Source organism: Nostoc sp. UHCC 0302, from assembly GCF_038096175.1.
GTDB lineage: Bacteria > Cyanobacteriota > Cyanobacteriia > Cyanobacteriales > Nostocaceae > UHCC-0302.
This window is the reverse complement of record NZ_CP151099.1, coordinates 622,304-638,945: the sequence shown is the minus strand read 5'-3', so window position 1 is coordinate 638,945 and position 16,642 is coordinate 622,304. Positions and strand designations below refer to the sequence as shown.

At 40.0% G+C, this 16,642-nt stretch carries 13 protein-coding genes and 1 pseudogene; 6 read left to right on the top strand and 8 right to left on the bottom strand.

All coding sequences use genetic code 11. The features are described 5' to 3' along the window. Nucleotides 1-18: 18 nt before the first annotated feature. Both WKK05_RS02575 and WKK05_RS02570 read right to left on the bottom strand, forming a co-directional pair. Complete coding sequence (locus WKK05_RS02575) at nt 19-714, bottom strand: dienelactone hydrolase family protein (protein WP_341528251.1); 696 nt, start codon at nt 712-714, stop codon at nt 19-21. Between the two features lie 287 nt (nt 715-1,001). After that, nucleotides 1,002-2,447 (bottom strand): MFS transporter, encoded by a 1,446-nt coding sequence (locus tag WKK05_RS02570; RefSeq protein WP_341528250.1) that lies wholly within the window; start codon nt 2,445-2,447, stop codon nt 1,002-1,004. A 77-nt stretch (nt 2,448-2,524) separates the two neighbouring features. Between WKK05_RS02570 and WKK05_RS02565 the strand changes: the two genes are divergently transcribed. Both WKK05_RS02565 and WKK05_RS02560 read left to right on the top strand, forming a co-directional pair. Further along, nucleotides 2,525-3,043 (top strand): phosphoribosyltransferase, encoded by a 519-nt coding sequence (locus WKK05_RS02565; RefSeq protein ID WP_341528249.1) that lies wholly within the window; start codon nt 2,525-2,527, stop codon nt 3,041-3,043. A gap of 132 nt (nt 3,044-3,175) precedes the next feature. After that, nucleotides 3,176-3,415, top strand: coding sequence for a hypothetical protein (locus WKK05_RS02560; RefSeq protein ID WP_341528248.1), 240 nt, complete (start codon nt 3,176-3,178; stop codon nt 3,413-3,415). A gap of 28 nt (nt 3,416-3,443) precedes the next feature. On the opposite strand, the gene WKK05_RS02555 is transcribed toward WKK05_RS02560, so the two are convergent. Then, nucleotides 3,444-4,361, bottom strand: coding sequence for an AEC family transporter (locus WKK05_RS02555; RefSeq protein ID WP_341528247.1), 918 nt, complete (start codon nt 4,359-4,361; stop codon nt 3,444-3,446). Between the two features lie 104 nt (nt 4,362-4,465). Between WKK05_RS02555 and WKK05_RS02550 the strand changes: the two genes are divergently transcribed. Beyond that, entirely contained in the window at nt 4,466-5,269 is an 804-nt protein-coding gene (locus WKK05_RS02550; protein WP_341528246.1) for a M15 family metallopeptidase, read from the top strand. 36 nt (nt 5,270-5,305) lie between these two features. Here the strand turns inward: WKK05_RS02550 and WKK05_RS02545 are convergent, their stop codons facing one another. Together WKK05_RS02545 and mrdA are read right to left on the bottom strand one after the other, a co-directional pair. Further along, entirely contained in the window at nt 5,306-6,625 is a 1,320-nt protein-coding gene (locus WKK05_RS02545; RefSeq protein ID WP_341528245.1) for an IS4 family transposase, read from the bottom strand. 130 nt (nt 6,626-6,755) lie between these two features. Beyond that, nucleotides 6,756-8,600 (bottom strand): penicillin-binding protein 2, encoded by a 1,845-nt coding sequence (mrdA, locus tag WKK05_RS02540; protein WP_341528244.1) that lies wholly within the window; start codon nt 8,598-8,600, stop codon nt 6,756-6,758. Nucleotides 8,601-8,808: 208 nt separating this feature from the next. Between mrdA and WKK05_RS02535 the strand changes: the two genes are divergently transcribed. Continuing rightward, nucleotides 8,809-9,936: an ABC transporter ATP-binding protein gene (locus tag WKK05_RS02535; protein WP_341528243.1), complete on the top strand. Its 1,128-nt coding sequence runs from the start codon at nt 8,809-8,811 to the stop codon at nt 9,934-9,936. Here the strand turns inward: WKK05_RS02535 and WKK05_RS02530 are convergent. Then, nucleotides 9,886-10,065: pseudogene (locus WKK05_RS02530) on the bottom strand (ATP-binding protein); the annotation flags it as partial. The gene WKK05_RS02535 and the pseudogene WKK05_RS02530 sit on opposite strands and share 51 nt — an antisense overlap. 80 nt (nt 10,066-10,145) lie before the next feature. Between WKK05_RS02530 and WKK05_RS02525 the strand changes: the two are divergent. Beyond that, entirely contained in the window at nt 10,146-11,231 is a 1,086-nt protein-coding gene (locus tag WKK05_RS02525) for a spermidine/putrescine ABC transporter substrate-binding protein (protein WP_341528242.1), read from the top strand. A 68-nt stretch (nt 11,232-11,299) separates the two neighbouring features. Further along, a complete protein-coding gene (locus WKK05_RS02520; RefSeq protein WP_341528241.1) occupies nt 11,300-12,217 on the top strand; it encodes an ABC transporter permease in 918 nt (305 codons plus the stop codon). A 294-nt stretch (nt 12,218-12,511) separates the two neighbouring features. Here WKK05_RS02520 and WKK05_RS02515 read toward each other — a convergent pair whose 3' ends face one another. After that, nucleotides 12,512-16,156: a hybrid sensor histidine kinase/response regulator gene (locus WKK05_RS02515; RefSeq protein ID WP_341528240.1), complete on the bottom strand. Its 3,645-nt coding sequence runs from the start codon at nt 16,154-16,156 to the stop codon at nt 12,512-12,514. A 54-nt stretch (nt 16,157-16,210) separates the two neighbouring features. After that, nucleotides 16,211-16,600, bottom strand: a complete 390-nt coding sequence (locus WKK05_RS02510) for a four helix bundle protein (RefSeq protein WP_341528239.1) — start codon at nt 16,598-16,600, stop codon at nt 16,211-16,213. Nucleotides 16,601-16,642: the final 42 nt, after the last annotated feature.

Here is a 16,642-nt window from a genome sequence, read left to right as displayed (position 1 = left end):
AAAACATTTTATCTTGTACTAATTTAGCATTGCCACATCAGTAGAAGGATTTAGCTGTTGAACAATCCAATTCCGAACTAATTGGTAAACTTCGTCAGCCACCTCATCTAATCCATGAGTAGCATCTGGATACAGAATTATCTGCTTAGGTTCCAAGGCCTGCTGATAAACGTGTTGCGAACACAAAGGTGGCAATACTTCGTCAGCCATACCATGTATTAGCAGCAGTGAGCATTGTGTTGCAAGTTCGTGAACCGGATCTGTACCGTAAGCTTGAGTAGCAAGAGTAACAACAGTGCTGACATCTGGATCTTGGACAGCAGCTTGAATTGCTACTGCACCTCCAAAAGAGTGACCAACCAGAGCAAAATATTTGATACCTTCATCTCGCAAATAAAGAAGGCCAGCGAGAACATCTAGGACAGATTCCTCCAACTCTGTTGGGTAACGGTAACGTACTCTTAAAGAAGCGATCGCCTCTTTTCTGAGATCCTCGCACAGCAAAGGATAAAGCTTACGAGCAGGTGTATCCCAGTCACCACCAACACCTCCCACCCAAATTACTGCTTTTTCAGCATCCTTTACCGGATAGTAGCGACAATAAATTAAACCTCGGCTCGTTATCAGTTTGACTGGATAATATTCTTCCTGCTGGGGTTTAACTTCAACGTCCTGAACCATCATTTCAAATGATTCATCATAGATAGGCTGCACAAGATCCTCCAAAAAGTTATTAAGTTAGAGGAGAAAAACTAACAAGCTCTAGATGTGCAAAACCGTAGTATTTAATTAAAAACTGTTAGGTTATTATCCTTGAACCTGTTAACTTAGCTTCAGTTTCTACCTAGTTTCAATCAGTAACCTCTATCCAAGGATTGGTCATTTGGATTAGAAGTCAAGAGCCAGTGATACGCGATTAATTGCGTCCGTATAAGAGTCAGTGGAGACGCGATTAATCGCGTCTGTAGAAGAATCAGGAGTTATTATTTTTCCTTGTCTTGTTATCTCTCTTTCCGTTCTTTGAGTTTCAGAAGTATTTCTGCGTGCATCTCGCGGGTAATAGGGTAAAAATACGTTAAAACTAAGCCACAAATTAAAAAGACTGTAGGTACAGGGCCTACAGCAATGCGGATAGCTAGTAGTGCCTGCTCAGGTTGTATGGGTAGTGTAGCTTGTCCTGCTACAGACTCTTTAAAGCCTGATGCTTGCAAAGCATTTCCTACCACAAATAACCCAAAAGCTAAACCAAATTTTTGCAGCAAAACCATGAAGCCATAAAAAATCCCTTCCCGACGTTGGCCGGTTTGGAGTTCATCTAATTCAATTACATCTGGGATCATTGACCAGGGAATTAGATAAGCTGTAGAAATACCAACACCTGCCATCACAGCCATTACATACATTAAACCTATTTGACCAGGCTGCAAGAAAAACATTCCCGCTGCTGCTATTATCCATAAACTCATTCCCAGGCAATAAACAAGTTTTTTGCCAATTTTTTTACTCAAAGCACTCCAGACAGACAGCATAATCAGAGCAGTTACTTGCACTGCAATTAGGACTGAGGGTATATCTGACTCTTCGAGACCCATGTAGTTGACCACAAAGTAGGGAATAATACTCGCTGTGACTTGCACGCCTAACCAGGAAAACAGATATATACCGATTACAAATAGAAAAGGTCGATTACTAAAAACAATCTTTAACTGTTCACCAAAAGGTATAGATGGGGCTTCCTCAGCTTGGATGCGTTTTGCTTCAAAAGCCATAACGCGATCGCGCACTCCAAAAACACACCAATATAATGTTAAGACCGAAATTACTGTACAGACTGCTGCTAAAACTAAATATCGTTGTTGGCGATCGGCGATTTGAGAAAAAATAATTTTTGATAAAATCAACGACAGAATGCTACCAGAAATAGAAAATGTAAAGCGAATGCTGTTAAGACTAGTGCGTTCGTCGTAATCCTGAGTTAGTTCTGGAGTCATCGCCGTATAAGGCAAATTCACAACGGTGTAAAACGCTTGAGATATTATCCCAATCGCAACGTAGTACCAGAATAACGGCCAAATATTATTGCTCTGCTGTGTACTAAATGGCGGTACAATCCACTGCAAGAAAAAGAAAATTCCAAAGGGAACTGCCCCATAAAACAACCAAGGAAGACGACGCCCCCAACGACGAGATTTTGTTTTATCAGTCAGTAATCCAATAATCGGATCATTTATTCCATCCCAGATTTTACCAATCATCAAAATGCTGCCAGCTAAACCCGCCGGAATACCAGCGACATTGGTAAAAAAAAGTAGCAGGTAAAAAATGGAGATATTTGCAGTAATCGCTGGGCCCAAATCTCCTGCACCGTAAGCCAGCTTTGTTTTTAAATCCAGTTTTGTATTTGCAGGATCTCGTTGAGCATCGCTATTAGCAGCAGAATCATTCATAATATCTTGCGCTCATACTAAAATAAAAAGTTTGTGTTTGCCTACAGTACTAGCTATCTACCACTTCCTTTAGTGTTATGCCAGACCTTTATGTTTCTTGGTCAGATTATCACCATAAAATTGAACAACTGGCTATTGAGATTTATCAATCGGGTTGGAAGTTCAACCAAATTATTTGTCTTGCCAGAGGTGGACTGCGAGTTGGAGACATTCTCTCTCGTATATACCAGCAGCCGCTAGCTATATTAGCAACATCATCTTACAGTGGCCCTGGTAAACAAGAAAGAAGTAATCTAGTTTTCTCGCGCCACCTGACAATGACTGCCGAAAACTTGGGTTCGCGTATTCTCTTGGTCGATGACTTAGTAGACTCTGGGGTTACACTGCAACAAACTATACCTTGGCTTAAGCAAAATAATGATTTCCCCATTGAAGAAATTCGCACTGCTGTACTGTGGTACAAAGCTTGTTCAGTTATAGCACCCGATTATTATGTCGATTACCTACCTGACAACCCTTGGATTCACCAACCTTTTGAACATTACGAGCAGATGAACCCCGGAGAACTGGCGGCTAAAGCGACGAGCAACAGATAGATTCTTGTAAAGACGCGTTGTTTAAAACGTCTCTAACTTATTTGCGTTGTTGTGCCATTTGAATGCAATTTCCTGCGTTGTCATACCAATTCAATTAATGATTGCAACAAATTTTTTGGTAGAAACGTTGCATTGCAACGTTTCTACAATGGTTTATCTGTCGCATTCCATCGGTCTGCCAAAACATCAATCGGTTATGTCAAAACATCAGTTGGTTATGCCAAAACATCAGTTGGTTATGCCAAAACATCAGTTGGTTATGCCAAAACATCAGTTGGTTATGCCAAAACATCAGTTGGTTATGCCAAAACATCGACCTGTATTGTTAATGCATCGGGTTGCAAAAATTCAAGCGCCCTTTGTTTAATCTAGCTTTCCTTGTGTCCTTTGCACTCTTAGCTCAAAACAACCACAGCCAAAGTGGAAGAGTAATCAACAAGACTATAGCCCCAGCTGCCAAGGTAGTAACAGCTAAATTGCGATCAAGATTGAATGTTTCGGCTATTACCAATGTGCCAAAAGCTGGAGGCATCGCCATTTGTAGGACAATTACTTGTGCTGTCGGGCCAGTTAAACCAAATAGTGGCAGGATGCTACTTAAAATTAAGGGAACTATCAGCATTTTGATGACTAAGCTTATTCCTGCTTTTGGTAAGCTGTGCCAAGAATTCAGTTTCCCTAATCGCATCCCAATTAACACCAAAGACAAAGTAATCACACTCCAAGCAAATTTTTCTAAAGAGAATTCTACTAGTGTGGGTATTTTCACTTCTCGAAAGAGTAAGCCAAATCCAAAACTCCAAAGTGCAGGATTAATCAAGATTGCCTTAAGAAACTGCTGATAATTCTGCTTATCGCTACTAAAACGAGCTGCAAGCAACACACCTAAGCCATAAGTACCAGGGAACGACCCCAGCAAATCATAAAATAGCGCCCAAGCAAAGTATTCCTTGCCTACCATTGCTAGGATGATGGGAAATCCAAGATAACCTGTGTTGCCCAACATAGCCGCCAAGATAAAACTACCCTGAGTTTGCTGTTGGGGGACTGTATTTTTAAAATAGGCTTGTCCTTTAATCCATAGCCAAGCCAAAAACGCTCCTAGTAAAATTGCTAGGTAAGCGATGGCAGGTGCAACCCAAATCTGCCTCGACAAGTTAGCTTGTCGCAAAAAAGATACGATACTTATAGGTACTCCCACCCAGAATATAAACTGACCTAAACGGATGGGAACTGTGGCAGGTAGTTTGCGTCCCAAAATAAGTCCTACTAGGACTAATCCACCTAGCTTGACGTATAGTTCTAGAAGGTTTGTCAAAATCTACGCCTAGAAACCACAGATGTAAAATGTTACCTGTAACGTCTATATTTGTCCAGTCTAAAATCTGTTATGGCTATTCAACATTAAGCAGGAGTTGACCCTTGAATAAGGCTGGCTTTTCTGGAAAACCGCAAAACCCATCGAATGACCCTGGTGATGATATTCCAGTGGCTCTACGCGTCACTCCTGATGTAGCACCCAAAATCAATTTGCGACTCCAAGTATTGCTGATTGGGGGAGTCGTGGGATTTATTCTGCTGGCTTTGATTAGCGGCTTTTTGTTTTTTGTCACTGCACCTAAAAAAACTGCTGATTCTCAACCTTCAACTAGCACAGAATCTGGTAGCTCTGTCAACAGCCAAAGTAACAATAACGATGCTGTGTTGGGGCATTTGGTATATCCAGAAGCACCTCAGTCAGAATTAGTACCGATTACTGCTGACAGGCGGATCAGAATGCGAAAAACTGCTGCTGAAAAGTTTCGAGCGATGACACAAGCAGCGCGGAGTGCAGGTGTAATTTTAGTGCCAATTTCTGGTTTTCGCTCGGTGAAAGAGCAAGAGCAGTTGTTTTTTAACGTGGGCGCTCAACGAAATCAGACACCAGCAGAACGAGCAGCTTTGAGCGCTCCCCCTGGGCATAGCGAACATCACACTGGTTACGCTGTGGATGTTGGAGACGGGGCAGTACCAGTAACTAATCTCCAAGCGAATTTTGACAATACCAAAGCTTATAAGTGGCTGCAAGCAAATGCAGCACGTTTTGGCTTTGAAATGTCCTTTCCCAAAAATAATATTCAAGGCGTAAGTTATGAACCTTGGCACTGGCGTTTTGTAGGCGATCGCGACAGCTTAGAAATGTTCTACAAAGCCAGAAACTTAAAACCCGCTAGAAGTGGCCAGTAAAAGAAGAGGGGGGGCAGGGGGAGCATTGGTGTCAACTTAAGGAGCATCAGCCCAGACTTGAGCCGACCGCGAGTGAATCTGACGATGACGTTTGCGCTCGGCTTTAAGCAAACCAAAAAGCTTGTAATGTGAAACTAAATAGTCAACAACATTATCAGTTTCACGACGCAAAACAGCCACAGCAAAGTAATACAAACTGCGAAAGACCATTTCCACAGAAATACGTTCAAGTGGCTGACCGAGTGCGAACGCGATTTGAGAAGATAAATTGTTGAGAACAGTGTAGAAAATCACAGTCGCAAAGATTTGAATCTGAACCCCGTTACGGTCGCCAACCCAAATATAAGCCAGACCCAGAAGTCGTTTAGTCAGCTTAAAGGCATCTTCAATCCGCCAACGACAACGGTAGAGTTCACACACTTGTTGTGCAGATAATAACTGTGGGTCAAGCACATTGGTCAAATAGTAGTACCAACTATTACCCCAGAGTACAGAAACTAAGCGAACTGGATACTGACAAGGATTGGATCGATATTGTCCCATATCGATGATTTCGTCACGATAGTAAACACCAGTTGATAAACAGCGCACCACAAAGTAAGAAGTTTTTTCGCGCAATCGCGTCACGAAAAACTTCTGCTGCTGTGTAAACTGGTCAAACCAGCCAAACTTGAAAAAACCCAAATCGAAAATCAATAGTCCGCCAGTTGGCAGTTGCTCTAATAGCTCCTGGGCAAAAATTTTGTCATTAGCTTTGCTATCTTCCGTGTACCAGATTTTGGTCGGTACATGAGTAAACGCTTCTACCACCATCATCATTTTTCCTGCCAACACTGTTGTTTGGTCTGATAATGCTTTTAACTTTTTGCGTAATTCTTCTAGTGTTGACCCATCCGCTATCCACACTGCACCAAAAGTCTGATGTAGTTGTTGCCACTGCTGTGGGATTCTATTTGCCTGTGGGGTGGCATGGATTTTTTCGATGACTTGCTCAAACACTTGTGCAAATAATTTTGCTGGTATTTTCTTTAACCTTTGTGAGAGTGCTTGTTTACTCACTAACATCGGTTCTACCCACATTAATCCTTCTGTGGCTAATAATCTGATTGCTTCGCTTAATCCGGCTATTTGTCGATACACCAGACTTACTACCACTGCCATCATCACTGGTAATGTTAATTTTCTTTCTCTTAAGTTTTTGTTGTCTAGTCCTGGTGAATCTCTTAGTGGTTTAAAGTTTGATGGTTCTAGTAGTGCGTATATCTGGGCTTCTATTTCTTCTATTGCTGGTGCTGGCAGTTGTGTTTGTCTTCTTAAGTCTGGATTGCCATCTTTTCTCATCCGGGGAGTAGCCATTTTGACAACTCCTTTTGTCTTTGTCTCTACTCCCCTACTCTACCTCTACTTGTTGACTTTTTCCTTAAGTTGACACTAATGCAGGGGGAGAAATAAAATAACTAATACCCCAATCCCCAATCCCTAATCCCTAATCCCCAGCCACACGTCCTGAGTTTTGAGGCTTAGCTTCTGTTTGAGGTTTTTCATATTTGCCGGGATACTTATGTTGAAAATAAGCTTCTAACACTTGTAAAACCATCGGGCCACAAACAGTACCGCCATGATCACCAGAGTTTTCGCCAAATGCCACAACGACAATTTCTGGCTGAACGCTAGGGGCATAAGCACCAAACCAAGTATGATTCGGACGACCAACACCAGCTTCAGCCGTACCACTCTTTCCTGATGCTGGGGCAATTGTTCGCACATCCAAACGCTTACCTGTACCCTCACTTATTACTTTCCGCAATCCATCGCGCAGAACTTTAATAGTTGACGGTTTCATATTTAACGATTCTCGCCAGCTTTTTGCCTCTTCATGGTCTTTAAGCAGATGTGGCTTAACTCGATAGCCACCATTAGCAGGCACAGAAAACATAATTGCCGATTGCAAGGGTGTTACTTGTAGAGCGCCTTGACCAATTGACATATTAATAGTGTCGCCTACAGTCCAAGGTATCTTAAAAACTTTTTGTTTCCATGTTTCATCGGGAACCAAGCCTTTTGATTCTTCATTGGGAAACTCGATGCCAGTTTTTTTACCAAAGCCATATTTGCGACTCCATTCGATTAAAGTTGGGCCACCGACTTTTCTACCAACTTGATAAAAGAAGGTATCACTACTCATAGCGATCGCTCTGGGAAATCCCAACGGCCCAAATCCGGCGTGGTTCCATTCACCAAAAGTTACTCCGCCAACGGTGAGTGAGCCAAATGTCTGTAATACTGTGTCAGGAGAAAATTCACCTGATTCCAGTCCAGCTGTCGTGGTGACAATTTTAAAAGTACTAGCGGGTGGAAAGGCACTCAAGGCGCGATTGACCAACGGATGGTCTTTACCTTGCACACTTTCCCAGTCTTTCTGAGAGAGTTTTTGTTTGGAGAAGATATTCGGGTCAAAAGTAGGGTAAGACACCATTGCTAAAATAGCACCGTTTTTTGGATCAAGTGCCACGATCGCACCATTGCGATTTCCCAAAGCTTTTTCTGCTGCTTTCTGCACATCCAAATCTATGGTTAAGTGTAAGTCGTTACCAGCTTTTGCCTGTTTCTCTCCCAAAACGCGGATTGGCCGACCAGCACCATCTACTTCTACCCGCTGACCACCCCATTCACCGCGCAGTAATTGCTCATAAGCTTTTTCTATCCCCATCTGACCAATCACATCTCCCAGGCGGTAACCTTCGTTCTTCTTGTCTTTTAACTGTTCAGGGGTCAATTCGCGCGTGTAACCTAGTATATGTGCTAATTCTTTGCCGTGGGGATAATAGCGCACAGCATCTGTATTAATCTCTACCTCTGGGAGTTCATTTTGATACTCCTTCAATGCTGTGACTTGTGCTTCGTTCAAATCGCGTGCCACCCTAATCAGTGAAGAAGAATTAGCACCTGCCTGTTCTAATTTCTTTTCCATCTCTTCTTGCGAGATATTCAGAATTTCTGCTAGACGTGGGCCGACCACTGACCATGAAGGTTTAGTATGTGCCATCGGCCACAAATATACAGAACGCGGATAGCGAGTACTGGCTAAAAGTTTACCATTACGGTCAAAAATGTTCCCCCGTTCCGGTTGTTTAGAAATCATCCGAATTCGGTTGGCTTCTGCTCTTTGTCGAAGTTTTGGCCCTTCAACAATTTGCAAATATGCCAAACGCGCTCCAATACCAGCCGTCATTAATAGCGTAAATACGATTAAAAATATTGATTGGAAACCACGTCCAACTGTACGTGTATATTTTTTGTTCCCAAATGGCGATGAGCGTAATGAACCCATAATACTAAGAGTGATTGTGAGAATGAAATTATTTGTATGCAATTACTCTAAAGTTATACCCGGTACTGAGCGCAAAATAATCGGGCGTATCTTTCGTAGGGAGCAAGGAAGAGGTTGAATAACTAATGACAAATGACAAATGACAAATGACAATAGACTACATAAATATGACAAAATCTCGTAATATTACGGCATTCTACTAAGGATTATGGCTCAAACTGTCATGCACAATCAGAGGGGGATAATAAATTTTCAACCACTAGATGTTGAACTGCGAAATGTATTTAAGTTTTTTAACCAAGAACCAGCAGTACATGGAGTAGACTTGGATGTCAGACAGGGGGAATTTTTTAGTATTTTAGGCCCCTCTGGTTGTGGCAAGACAACGACATTGCGCTTAATTGCTGGGTTTGAAAGGGCTGATGCTGGTAAGGTATTGATTCAAGGTCAGCCTATGACTGATGTCCCTGCTTATCGCCGCCCAGTCAATACTGTATTTCAAAGTTACGCGTTATTTAGCCACCTGAATGTGTGGAATAACATCGCCTTTGGACTGCGGCTAAAAAAATTACGCAAATCGGAAATTGAAATTAGAGTCCAAGAAGCTTTAAAGCTGGTGAAAATGGAAAGTTTGCGATCGCGTTTTCCCAGTCAACTTTCTGGTGGTCAACAGCAACGGGTTGCTTTGGCAAGGGCTTTAGTCAATCGTCCCGCTGTTGTACTACTAGATGAACCTTTAGGGGCGCTAGATTTAAAACTGCGTAAGGAAATGCAGGTTGAGTTATCAAATTTACACAAAGACTTAGGTTTGACCTTTGTGATGGTGACACATGACCAAGAAGAGGCGCTTTCGTTGAGCGATCGCATTGCGGTGATGAATCAAGGCAAAATTGAACAAGTTGGTACTCCCAGCCAAATTTACGAACGTCCCCAGACATCCTTTGTTGCTGATTTTATTGGCGACACTAATTTATTTAGCGGTGAAATCGTTGCAGTAGACGCTTCTAACGTGCAAATTTTGACGAAAACGGGACTTTCAATTGTCATTAGCCGCGCTGAAGATACACCAACTGAAATATCACAAACGGTAATAGTAAGTGTACGTCCAGAAAAAATACAGCTTTCGCTTTATCAACCCAATCTGCCAACTAATTGTTTTGAAGGACAGCTTGTGAATGTGATGTATTTGGGTACTCACGTTAATTATGTTGTGGAATTAACAAATGGTATTAGGCTCAATGTTTTACAACCTAATACTTTAGGCAATTTGCCAGACCGCGACACATCAATATACGCTTGGTGGGCAGAAACTGATTGTATCGCTATTATTCAATAGATAATACTTATTAAAATCTGCCTTAATAGGTAAAAGGATAACAAATTCAGTTCCCTCACCAGGTGTGGATTTCATTTGAATCGAACCACCATGCTTATCAACTACAATTTGTTGAGCGATCGCTAGTCCTAATCCTGTTCCCTACTGCTTGTTGATCAGCTTGGCGAATTGCTCGATACACAATTGTTAAAGTATTAAACATTAACTTAATGACTCACAGACGCCAATTCTTAAAAGGGATGGCAGCACTTTCTAGCTTTTCCTTGGCTGGTTGTGGCTGGAGACTAGCTGAAGTGCGTGCTAATTCTACTACTTCTGAGCAACGTGATCAACTCTATATTTACACCTGGACGCAATATACCGATAGACAATTACTGCAAACTTTTAGCGCTCAAACTGGCATGAAAGTGCTTGCGGATTTATATGATTCTAACGATGTGATGCTGGCTAAGTTGCAAGCTGGGGGCGGTAGTAGTTATAGCATTATCTACCCATCCGATTATATGGTAAAGAAGATGGTCGACAAAGATTTATTAACAGAAATAGATCACGATCGCCTCATCGGTTTAGAGAATTTATTCCCCCGCTTTGTTAATCCTAGTTATGACCCCAATAACCGTTACAGTATCCCTTTTAATTGGGGAACGACAGGGTTGCTTTATAATTCTGAGAAACTCCAAGATGCACCAGAAGATTGGGAATATCTTTGGCGAAACCAAGATAAGCTTAATAAACGGATGACGTTACTTAATGATGTCCGTGAGGTGATGGGTGCAACGTTGCGAATGTTGGGTTACTCTTACAACTCACAAAACGAACAAGAAATCCAACAAGCTTATGATAAGTTGAAGGTGCTAAAATCTGCGATCGCCGCTTTTGATACTGATGCTTGGCAAAATCAAATTTTGGCAGGAGATTTACTACTAGCAATGTGTTATTCAGCCGATGCGGTGAGAATTTCTAAAGAAAATCCTAAACTAAAATATGTCATTCCTCGCAGTGGTTCCTCACTATGGACTGACACTATTGTAGTTCCTAAAACAGCCCCGAACTTAGCTGGAGCCTACGCTTGGATTAATATGATTTTGCAACCAGAAGTAGCCGCTCAAATCAGTCAACGCCTGAACGTTTCTACACCTAATAGCGCTGGATTTGAACAATTACCAAAAAGAATACAAAACAATACCAATTTGTTTCCCTCAGAGGAACTTTTAAAAAATTGTGAACGTATTACTCCTTTAGGAAAATTTGAAGAAATTTACGAACGCTATTGGACTCAATTAACTAGTAGTTAAAAATCTAGAGAGACGCGATTAATCGCATCTATACAAGAGTCAAAATTCAAAAATTATAAATTAGGATTGTGTCTAATCAAATTCATCATTCACAAATAGATTCTGCGGGCAATATTGCTGAAGTGCAAAAATCGCATCGCCCACAAATAAATTGGCTCCAGCCATTAGTATTGCTTGCACCATCTGGGATTTGGTTACTACTTTTGTTGGTGTTGCCAACGTTGATAATTTTTCAGTTAAGCTTAGTAGCAGATATCCGACCAGGGGATTTAGTTAACCCTAATGGATTCAAAAACTACATCCGCATACTTGACCCTCTTTACTTGCAAGTAATTGGGCGATCGCTTTTTTTAGCCTTTGGTACTACTATTATTTGCTTAATCTTGGGTTTTCCCGTCGCTTATTGGATTGCTCAAATGGCTCCGCAGCGTTGGCGCAATTTGCTACTACTAGCTTTTGTCTTACCTTTGTGGACTTCTTCCTTACTTCGCTCTTACGCTTGGATTACAATTCTTCGTCCGACTGGTTTATTGAATACTTTACTTACTACTTTCGGCTTGCCAACTTTGGAATTACTTAACCGAATTCCAGCTGTATTAATTGGCATGAGTTACAGCTTACTGCCTTATATGGTTTTGATTTTATATGCCTCTTTGGAGAAACTAGATAAGCGGTTACTAGAAGCAGCTGCTGATTTAGGCGCAAATCCTGTACAAACTTTTTGGCAAGTGACAGTACCGCAAATTTTACCGGGAATTGCTGCTAGTTCCATGCTTGTTTTCATCACAGGCTTAGGCGATTTTGTTGACCCAGAGTTACTTGGTGGTGCTTCTAGTATGACGGCGGCACGGTTAGTTTATAATCAGTTTCTGGGAGCAACTCAAAATTGGGGATTTGGTTCAGCTTTGAGTATGTCGTTAATTTTAATGGTCAGTATTGCGATCGCACTTTTAATTAAATTTGGCGAGGCTCCACCCAAAGTATAGAAATTTTTAGATAAAATCCAACTAATTTCAGCAAAGCTATCTACTGGCTACACAATTTATATACTGCTATTTTAAAGTACAGATGTAGTAGCATGACCGAGCTAATTTAGTGCATAAAACATCAAGACAATTTTCTTTTCTGTCTCTGTGTCGCGCCAGTTGCTACAACGGGGGGAACCCCCGCAACGCACTGGCTTCTCTGTGCCTCTGCGGTTTATTAATGCACTATTTTAATCCGGTCACGCCACTATATTTAAATTTATTAATTGCTGAATTTTTTGTTATTAAATATAGTTAACTTTCATGATTTGCAACTATGGTCAAATTGCTTATTTCATCTATAGTGCTATTAATTAAACTTTTAATTATAGATAAAAACTCATGTTCTAAATAAGGTTTGCTTAAATAAGCTTTTGCACCTAATTCTTGAGCAAGTTGACGATGTTTTTCAGCGCTGCGAGAAGTGAGAATCACTACAGGTATTTTTGCTAAAATTGGATATTGACGAAGATGGTTCAAAAACTCAAAACCATTCATCCGTGGCATTTCTAAATCGGAGACGATAACTTTAATTTCAGGATGTAAGTGTAACTTTTCTAAAGCTTCGACACCATTTTGTGCTTGTATAACTTGATAGCCAGATTTTTGTAGAGTCAGAGTGAGGGTTTGCCTAAGACTGATTGCGTCATCTACCACTAATACTGTTTTTGGGGTTTGATGATTTACTAAAAACTGACTTGGCTGAGTTTCTACAAAAGTTTTAGCAGTAGATGCAGCAAGTAACGGTGTAGATATAAAAGTATCTTCCGACATCGGTAATGCTTTTTTCTTTGAGGAATAAGCCGCTGGTAATGTCATAATATCAAGTGTTGCTTGCATCTCAGTAGGCTCACTTAGTAAAGCAGCATCAATTACTAAGATGAGATTACCATTGGCTAAACTACTACAACCATAAATATATTTTGGGGGAGCGATCGCATTTCCTAAAGGTCTAATTACCAACTCTTGTTCACCAATTATTTGGTCAACTTCTAAAGCAAAAATTCCTTGATTTCGCCGTAGCAAAAGCACTGGGTTCTTTGTTGCCTCTGTGTCACGAGTATTTGATATATTATTTAAATTCGTATTATTAATAAATAAACTGTTATAATCCATCAACTCTGAAAGTTGACGGAGGCTGACTATAGTTTCATCTCTACCTGTGTTGTAATGTAAAACTTTTTTACCTTCAAATTCCTTGGTTTGCTGCTCCGAAGGAATCAATATTTTTTCGATAGTGTCCAAAAGCAAGCCATAAACAACACCTCCCGCTTGAATTAGCATTAATTTATCTGTAGTCATAGAAAAAGGAATTTTAAGTATGAATGTTGTTCCTTGGTTGGGTAATGATTTAACTGAGATCGAGCCGTTGAGTACTTGCAACTGAGAACGTACAATATCTAAACCCATACCACGTCCAGAAATTTCACTGACTTTACTAGCAGTGGAAAAGCCAGGTAAAAATATCATATCTAAAAGTTCAGATTCAAGCGGTTGATAATAATAGCCTCTAGCTTCATCATCAGCCGATATGAGTTTAAGTTCAATAGCTTTTCTACGAACCATTTCTAGATTCAAACCTTGGCCATCATCCCGAACTTCAATAATAGTTTGACCACCCTGATGATAAGCGCAGATTTCAATTAAACCTTGTTCTGATTTGCCAAGCTGCTGGCGAACCTGTGGAGGTTCAATACCGTGGTCAAAAGCATTACGTACTAAGTGCAATAAGGGATCGTAGAGCTTTTCAGCGATCGCTTTATCTACCAGCACTTCTGTACCTGTAAGTTTCAACTCTACAAGCTTGGCATAAACGTTCCCCAACTTTTTCACCATCTGAGGAAAGCGATTCAGGATATTTTCTAAAGGTAACATCCGCGCTTCTACTAAATTATCAATGATGTTAAGTGTTAGGTTCTGTTTTTTATCACTAATTTGAGTAGCCTGTGTAAACAGTAAATCAAGGGATTCTGTGGTTTCTTGTAGTTGAAATGTTTCTTCTATTGCTTCGTGCAGCGTTAGATTAAATTCTGAATATACATCCATTTCCAAAGAGTCAAATTTCACACTCGTAAAATTTTGCGTGTTTTGTGATGTGAAATTTTGCATCTGTAGTGGCAAATCACGTAATTGATTTAAAGTTGCTTGGTGTCTACTAAGTTGTTGCAATAATTGTTCAAATATTTCTTGAAACTGTTCATCATACAAATTCCGCCGCTTTTGATAAATTAGTAACTCTCCTGCTAGGTAATTCAGACGTTGTAGTCCTTCTGTATCTACTCTAACAAATGAATGTTGGCGGCTGTTTTGAGTTTGAAAAGTCTGCGAGTTATCTTCTAATTTTTTATTGATTTGTATAACTGAATTAGGAACGGCTTGAATAACTGTTTCTGAAATATCTAAAGCGTCTTGCTCATCTTTCGATAACGATATTGCTGAAGAAACATCACTTGTAATTTGTTTATCAGACTGAATTATTGAAGCTTCCTCAGTAATATTTGCGCTAACATCTCCTCCCCAAATAGTATCTAGCAGACTATCAACAGTTAAAAGAGATTCAGTATTAGATATTTCTTTAATAACTAGTAGTGGTTGTAAATTTTGACTGTTAAACCAATTTTTTTCTTGAGCAGTAACAGGAGGATAGTTTTTATATTCTTTTGCTAATGTACGAATTTGCGTCTGTAATGTTTGGATTACTAAGATATAGCTATTATTTTTATTAATTGAGTACTGAAATTTAGCAACTGCAACCAAAATAATTAAAATAATACCTTGGCGATAAAGACGAAGGCTTTGGCTATCTTTTTCGTTTTGAATAAAATCAGTAAATTTTTTCAGCCAATCTTCAATATAATTAAGTATAATATTTTCTTCTAATATAGGAATTAGTAAATCTAAGCTAAGTTTCTCCTTAGATGTTCCCATTTGATGGTTAAACCAACCAAAAATATAGTTAAGTATTTTCAAATAAAACTTAGCATTGGTTGGTTTTACAGGCTCATTGTTAGCATCGCCAGATGTGGTTAAAAAGTAGTAAAATTTTTCTTTATTGCTACTAAATGTAGCAGCTAATGAATTATTTTGTATTTCTTCAGATAAACCATTACTTGACAAGTTAGCGAGTTTTTTTAAAGCAGGAGAAACTTCTCCACCACAAGTGCGATCGCCTGCTAGCACTCTTTTTTGCGCTTGCTTTAAATTAGCAAAAGCAATTTCTGCAATCTGTTGCACTTCAGTAGAGTTGACTTGCAATGCTGCTATAATTGCTTGGGCAATTTCTCCCAATCCAGGTAAATTTAAAGACTCTGCTAAACCCAAAAATACCTCAGCCTGATCCCTTAAAAAATTAACAAACTCAGTATTATCTATGATATTATTAATAGCTTCGACGAGATTTTCTAAGCGTTGCTGGACTCCCATTTCAAAGATAGACTGCACAATATCAAACCCCAATTCCGCAGAAGAGGGAATGTGAGTTTCATTTCCAAAAGCATCACCCAGTTTTTCTTGTAATTGTGCAAAAACTGAAGTTGCTCGCTGGAGAAGTTCTTCATGATTAACAGTACTTCCAATCAATTCGGTGTTTAGCGCTAGGCTAAGACACTCATAAGCTTGTAGTAAAATTGTTTGCAATTCACTATCAATTACGACATCTGGATTATATAAAGCCTTGAACGCATCTTCTAGTGAATGAGCTATCTTTTTAATTATCTCTAGCCCAACGTTAGCTGCTGAACCTTTAATTGTATGGGTAGCCCGCATTAAGTTATGCACTTTATTAATGCTATAACCTTCCAACAAACTAAACAGTTCTTGTTCAATAGTTTGCATTAGTTCTGGTACTTCCGCCAGAAAATAAATGTAGCCTTGCTCGCGAATTGTAGTATCTGTGATCATAATTAATAAGTGAGTGGGGATTGGGGAGTAGGGAGTGGGGAATATTGAAATTATTTATTCTCTACTCGCCTTATTCTGTAGAGAAAGAATCAGACCACGAAGTAGTCTTCGGACAGATTCACATTGCCTCAAAATTGGATTGACTGCTAGAGTGTCTGTAAGTCCAACTTTGCTTCTAGCTGATAGTAACAAGTGAGTTTCTAGCTCTTTGAGAGAGCCTTGTAAGATTAGAAGAAATTTTATATATTCTCCACGATACTCTCGTCCATAACCCTCCGCAATATTTGCTGGAATTGATACAGCTGCGCGACGAATCGGTGAAGTCATTCCGTAAAGTTCTTCTTTTGGGAATGCAATCGTTAACTGATAACAAGATTCGGCTAAATTCATACTTTCTTGCCAAACTTTTAAATCTTGATAAGAACGAATCTCACAATTTGTCATTCCCTACTCCCTATTCCCTACTTCCCACTCCCTATTTTTTAC

What these genes read in the sequence shown, in the direction of transcription:
- WKK05_RS02570 (WP_341528250.1), bottom strand. Translation starts at nt 2,447, where the DNA reads ATGAATGATTCTGCTGCTAATAGCGATGCTCAACGAGATCCTGCAAAT.
- WKK05_RS02565 (WP_341528249.1), top strand. Translation starts at nt 2,525, where the DNA reads ATGCCAGACCTTTATGTTTCTTGGTCAGATTATCACCATAAAATTGAA.
- WKK05_RS02545 (WP_341528245.1), bottom strand. Translation starts at nt 6,625, where the DNA reads ATGGCTACTCCCCGGATGAGAAAAGATGGCAATCCAGACTTAAGAAGA.
- mrdA (WP_341528244.1), bottom strand. Translation starts at nt 8,600, where the DNA reads ATGGGTTCATTACGCTCATCGCCATTTGGGAACAAAAAATATACACGT.
- WKK05_RS02535 (WP_341528243.1), top strand. Translation starts at nt 8,809, where the DNA reads ATGGCTCAAACTGTCATGCACAATCAGAGGGGGATAATAAATTTTCAA.
- WKK05_RS02525 (WP_341528242.1), top strand. Translation starts at nt 10,146, where the DNA reads ATGACTCACAGACGCCAATTCTTAAAAGGGATGGCAGCACTTTCTAGC.
- WKK05_RS02515 (WP_341528240.1), bottom strand. Translation starts at nt 16,156, where the DNA reads ATGATCACAGATACTACAATTCGCGAGCAAGGCTACATTTATTTTCTG.
- WKK05_RS02510 (WP_341528239.1), bottom strand. Translation starts at nt 16,600, where the DNA reads ATGACAAATTGTGAGATTCGTTCTTATCAAGATTTAAAAGTTTGGCAA.